This window comes from Streptomyces sp. NPDC059900 (assembly GCF_050270335.1).
GTDB lineage: Bacteria > Actinomycetota > Actinomycetes > Streptomycetales > Streptomycetaceae > Streptomyces.
This window is the reverse complement of the sequence record NZ_JBNNJZ010000584.1, coordinates 1-4,873: the sequence shown is the minus strand read 5'-3', so window position 1 is coordinate 4,873 and position 4,873 is coordinate 1. Positions and strand designations below refer to the sequence as shown.

The following is a 4,873-nucleotide window of genomic DNA, read 5'->3' as shown; positions in this document are numbered from 1 at the left end:
GTGTAGGGCTTGGCGGCGACCTGTCCGTCGGCCTGGAGGTAGTAGCCCTCGCCGATACGGATCGGGTCCACGCTCTCGTACGGCACGAAGGCCGCGATCTCGATGGCCTTCGCGGTCGGGAGCGGCATCTCGTCGAGCTCGGCGTCGGTGACCGCGACGATCGTGTCCTTGCTGACCTCGTAGCCCTTGCCGATCTCGGCGTTCGTGAGCTGCTTGCCGTCGATCTCGCACACCTTGCGCGTGCGGACCCGGCTCATGTCCTCCAGGTGGTACTGGCGGAATGAAATCGAGTGGTTCTCGGTGGCGGGCAGCACCTTGATCGGGATCGTGACCAGGCCGAACGAGATGGCGCCGGACCAGACGGGGCGGGGCATGAGGTACCTCCGTGACGACCCCGAGATCTCACCAAGGACAGTCTCCCGGCAGCGCGGCCGGTCTGCCACCCGCCCGCCGCCAGTCCCCTGCCCGGCCCGCTGCCGACCCGATACCCGTCTTCGACCGGGAACGACAAGTGCCTCCAGACCGTCTTCGTCCGCGAGGCATTGACATTCAGGGATCCGCCAAACCCACCCACACCGCTCAGCTAACATGATCGAACTCACAACGAGTGCCGTGATCGCCGCATTTCAGCAGAAAAACATGCCATCTAGCACGAAGAGTGAGCTAAATAATCGACACCTAACAAATCGGCCAAACCATTGATATCTGCAGCATCTCAAGTGTTTTCGCGAAAAAACTTCAGAACGATGTTGATCGCGTGGCGACAGCCACGGGCGATGCTGTGGACCGCGGCGAGTGTGGTGGCGCTCGGATTCCTCGTCGCACTGGAGATCGCCGCGCGGCACTACGGCGTGGCGGGGCCGATCGCCAACCAGGCGCGAGAAGTGATCTTCGCGCCCAAATCAGGACCGCTCCTCTACGCCGGCATGGCGTTGATGATGGTGGTGCTCACCTGGCGGCAACGGTTCATCGCGGTGGGTGTCGCGGTAGGCATCGACGTCGTCTTCTTCCTGGTGCGCTGGGCCGTCGACGCCAAGATGATGTTCGGCAACGGCGCACTGTGGGTCATCCTGACCTGTGCGGTCATCGCCGTCACGCGCCGCACCGGGCAGGAGCGGATCCTGCTGCTCAAGGGCGTCGGACTGAGCCTGCTCCTGGTGGCGGGCCGCAAGACCGGTGACACCTGGCTGCTCATCACGTCGAAGACCCGCCCCACGGTGCTCGACCAGTACGTGGCAACGGCCGACCACGCTCTGGGCAACCCGTCGTGGGTTGTGGGTCGCATGGTGTCGGCGACCGGCTCGGTCGGCGCCCACGTTCTCGACTACGTCTACATCCAGTTGGCGGTGGCCGCGGTCATCGTCGCGCTCTACCAGCTGCGCAACGTGGCGACCGAGCGGCGCTTCCCCGGCCACCACCTGGTGCGCACTTTCCTCGTCATCGGCCTGCTCGGACCGGCCATTTACATGATCTTCCCGGTGGTCGGACCGATCTTCACCTACGGAGACGGCGCCTTCGGCACCGGCGGGCAGCAATGGGCCCTGGCCGACCTGTGGCCGCACACGCCACCGCCGCTCGGCACCCCGCACTCGATACCCTTCGACGAGATCACTCCGCGCAACTGCATGCCCAGCCTGCACACGGCGTGGGCCACCACGATCTTCATTCATTCCCGCAAGGGCCCGCGCCTGCTGCGCTACGCGGGCGTGTTCTGGCTGGTGGCCACGCTCGGCGCGACGCTGGGATTCGGCTACCACTACGGCGTGGACATCATCGCCGGTGTCGTCTTCGCGTTCACGATCGACGCGGCGCTGCGCTCGCTCGACCGCGGCTGGGACCGGGCGGGAATCCAGCTGGTCGCCTATGGCACGTCGGTCTTCGCGCTGCTCCTGGTGTCCTATCGCTATCTGCCGATGCAGATGGCCAAGCACCCCGTGGTGTTCGGTCCGCTTCTCGTTCTCGCGATGCTTTCGGTGGTCTACGGCTACGTACGGACCACCAAGCTGTGGGAGCCGAAGGCCACGCCCACACCGCAGCCGGAACCGCAGCCCGAAATGGTCTGATGCTTCACGCCCGACCGGCCAGTTGATCGAATTGCTCGAATTGATCGAGGAACTGGCCGGTCAGGTCCAGGCCGGTGCGCAGGGTCGCCGTGTCGTCGGCGAATCCGATGCGCACGGTGTGCTCGATGCCGAAGGCGGCTCCGGGGGTGAACATGACGCCGGTCTCCTGGAGGAGGCGGGTGCAGAACTCGTAGGAGCCGATCGGGGCGCGGTAGCGCAGGAGCGCGGTGGTGCCCGAGGCGGGCCTGACGTAGCTGACGTCAGGACGGCCCGCCACCCATGCGTCGAGAATCGCGAGGTTGGTCCGCGTGATCCGGTGGGAGCGGGCCAGGATCGCGTCCTTGTTCTCCAGGGCGACGCAGGCCAGCAGGTCGTCGATGCGCCCGACACTGATGGTGGTGTAGTCCCGGTGGGTGGCGACCTCCCCCAGGAGCCCGGCCGGGCCCACGATCCAGCCCAGGCGCAGTCCGGCCAGGGAGTAGGGCTTGGACATGCTGCCGGTGGAGATGCCGCGTTCGTAGAGGTCGGCGATCGACACGGTGAAGCCGTCGCCGTCCTGGTCGACGCCGCGATAGACCTCGTCGCACAGCACCCAGGCGCCGGCCCGGTCGGCGATCTTCGCGATGCGATCCAGGCCGGCCTCGTCGATGAGGGCGCCGGTGGGGTTGTTCGGGTTGTTGACGGCGATCAGCTTGGTGTCCGGGGTGACCAGGCGGTCGAGTGCGTCCAGGTCGGGCAGCCAGCCGTGCTCCTCGCGCAGCGGCAGGCGGTCGACGCGGGCGCCGTAGCTGTCGGGGATGGAGTAGTGCTGCTGGTAGGTGGGCACCACGGCCACGATGTGGTCGCCCGGCTCCACGAGGGCGGCGTGCACCAGGGCGTTCGCGCCGATCGCCCCGTGGGTGACCAGGACGTTGTCCGGGCGCTGGTCCGTGTAGAGGCCGGCGACCAGGCGGCGCAGACGGGGGCTGCCGGGGATGGGCCCGTAGGTGAGCGGGGTGGCCTCCATCTCGGCGAGCACCTGCTCGCGCTGTCCGGACAGGTCAAGGAGCTCGCCGGTGGTCAGTGAGCGGACGCAGGTCTCGGCGAGGTTGTAGCGGCAGGTCTCCTCGTACTCGTTCATCCACTGCTCGACCGCGAACTCCTGGATCTTCACTGCGGCTGCCCCTTCGTCGTCTCGCCGGCGTGCGCTGCGGCACCTGATGAGCAATATATTGCTCACTCCCTCGGACAGCAAAAAAGTGAGCACTATAGTTCCCATCATGAGCAGTGAGGTCGCCGCGGACAGCAAGGCCGCCCGGGAGTTCGTCACCCGCATCGGCGGGCGCATCCGCGCCCTGCGCAAGCTGCGCGGATGGGGCGTGCAGCAGCTAGCCGACGCCTCCGGAGTCAGTCGCAGGATGCTCACCGACATCGAGCTGGGCCGGGCCAACCCGAGCCTTGCCACCGTCGACCGTGTCGCCCGCGCCCTCGACACCGACTTCGCCGCCCTGGCCCTCCCCGAGGACGACGCGGCACGGTCGGAGGTCGAGGGAACCCTCGTATGGCAGGCCCCGGACGGCAGTCACGCCCTGCTGCTCGGCGCCACCCTGGATCCGCGGGCCGAGCTGTGGCGCTGGACCCTGGCGCCCGCGGGACGCTACGGCGCCGAGCCCGACCACCCCGGCGCACAGGAGATCCACCACGTCCTCTCCGGACGCCTCACCCTCGCCCTGGAGGCGGAACGCCGGGTCCTGTGTGCCGGGCAGAGTGCCGTCATCTCCAGCGACCAGCAGTACGCCTACCTCAACGAGGGCGCCGAACCGGTCGTCTTCATGCGGGTCGTCACCGGCACCTGAGCGACTGCGCCCCGCTCCCGACGCAGCCCTCCAGGCGGCGCCCTGCCGGGGATCTTGAGTGCGTTGATCTTGGGCACACGGAGACAAGTGATCTTCGTCTTCGTCCTCCGTAGGGGAGCCCAATGACCGTATCCTCGCGCCCGGTTCGCCGCATGGACCGCGAACGGCGCTTCAATTTGCGGACGACCGCCCTGTTCTTCGCGCTGCTCGCGATCATCCTGTGCGGCCTGGTGCTCCTGGTCCGCACCGCGGCGAGCATCCTGGAGCGGCGCCCGCTGTGGTCCGCCTATCTCGTCGTGATGGGCATCGCTGTCGCGGTGCTGTGCCGGTCCCGATGGCGCCGTTTCTCCGCCGCGAGATACGCGCGCCGCGCCGCACGAGCGCTGGAGGAAGCGGCCGAGCGGGCCTCCGACAGCCTTGACGCCGGAGCGGAGGACCAGGGAGTGCCGACCGACGCGCGGGACGACAGGCGGGGCGAACCGGACGCCGACGACTTCGAGCAGGCGATAGCCGGGCTCTGCGCACGCGACGCCTGCCGGGAGGTCGAAGTGGTGGGCGGCGCGGGCGACTTGGGCGCCGATGTCGTCGCGGTCACTCCCGAAGGGCTTCGCGTAGTCATCCAGTGCAAGCTCTACGACGACGGCAACAAGGTCGGCTCGCAGGACTTGCAGCGCTTCGGGGGGACGTGTTTCTCCGTCCACGAGGCCGACGTCGCGGCGCTCGTGACGACGGGCGACTTCACCGCTCCGGCCCTGGAATACGCGGACCGGTGCGGCATCGTGTGCGTGAACGGCCAGGAGTTGGCCGCGTGGTCCGACGGCATCGGGCCAAGTCCCTGGGAGAGTGCGGGCATCGACGCCTGACCGGGAGCGTGCGCCGGGCCACGCCGGGCCGTCGCACGCCGGGGGCGGGCCCGCCGGTCTCAGGAGAGCCGGTCCATCCTGCTCAACGCAGCCACGCCCAGCGCCGCGAGGC

At 68.3% G+C, this 4,873-nt stretch carries 5 protein-coding genes; 3 read left to right on the top strand and 2 right to left on the bottom strand.

The window, feature by feature from the left end; translation table 11 throughout:
• A partial coding sequence (locus ACQKIP_RS39665) for a Ku protein (RefSeq protein WP_427745274.1) occupies positions 1–374 on the bottom strand: 374 nt, incomplete at its 3' end.
• 402 nt (positions 375–776) lie between these two features.
• Between ACQKIP_RS39665 and ACQKIP_RS39660 the strand changes: the two genes are divergently transcribed.
• Positions 777–2,063: a phosphatase PAP2 family protein gene (locus ACQKIP_RS39660; RefSeq protein ID WP_427745273.1), complete on the top strand. Its 1,287-nt coding sequence runs from the start codon at positions 777–779 to the stop codon at positions 2,061–2,063.
• A 4-nt stretch (positions 2,064–2,067) separates the two neighbouring features.
• Here ACQKIP_RS39660 and ACQKIP_RS39655 read toward each other — a convergent pair whose 3' ends face one another.
• Positions 2,068–3,216, bottom strand: a complete 1,149-nt coding sequence (locus tag ACQKIP_RS39655; protein ID WP_365856054.1) for an aminotransferase — start codon at positions 3,214–3,216, stop codon at positions 2,068–2,070.
• Positions 3,217–3,322: 106 nt separating this feature from the next.
• Between ACQKIP_RS39655 and ACQKIP_RS39650 the strand changes: the two genes are divergently transcribed.
• On the top strand, positions 3,323–3,898 hold the full coding sequence (locus ACQKIP_RS39650) for a helix-turn-helix domain-containing protein (protein WP_365856052.1): 576 nt from the start codon (positions 3,323–3,325) through the stop codon (positions 3,896–3,898).
• Positions 3,899–4,020: 122 nt separating this feature from the next.
• Positions 4,021–4,761 (top strand): restriction endonuclease, encoded by a 741-nt coding sequence (locus tag ACQKIP_RS39645; protein ID WP_365856050.1) that lies wholly within the window; start codon positions 4,021–4,023, stop codon positions 4,759–4,761.
• Positions 4,762–4,873: the final 112 nt, after the last annotated feature.

Bases quoted from the DNA above. Each gene is read 5' to 3' on its own strand.
- ACQKIP_RS39660 (WP_427745273.1), top strand. From the start codon at position 777: ATGCTGTGGACCGCGGCGAGTGTGGTGGCGCTCGGATTCCTCGTCGCA.
- ACQKIP_RS39650 (WP_365856052.1), top strand. From the start codon at position 3,323: ATGAGCAGTGAGGTCGCCGCGGACAGCAAGGCCGCCCGGGAGTTCGTC.
- ACQKIP_RS39645 (WP_365856050.1), top strand. From the start codon at position 4,021: ATGACCGTATCCTCGCGCCCGGTTCGCCGCATGGACCGCGAACGGCGC.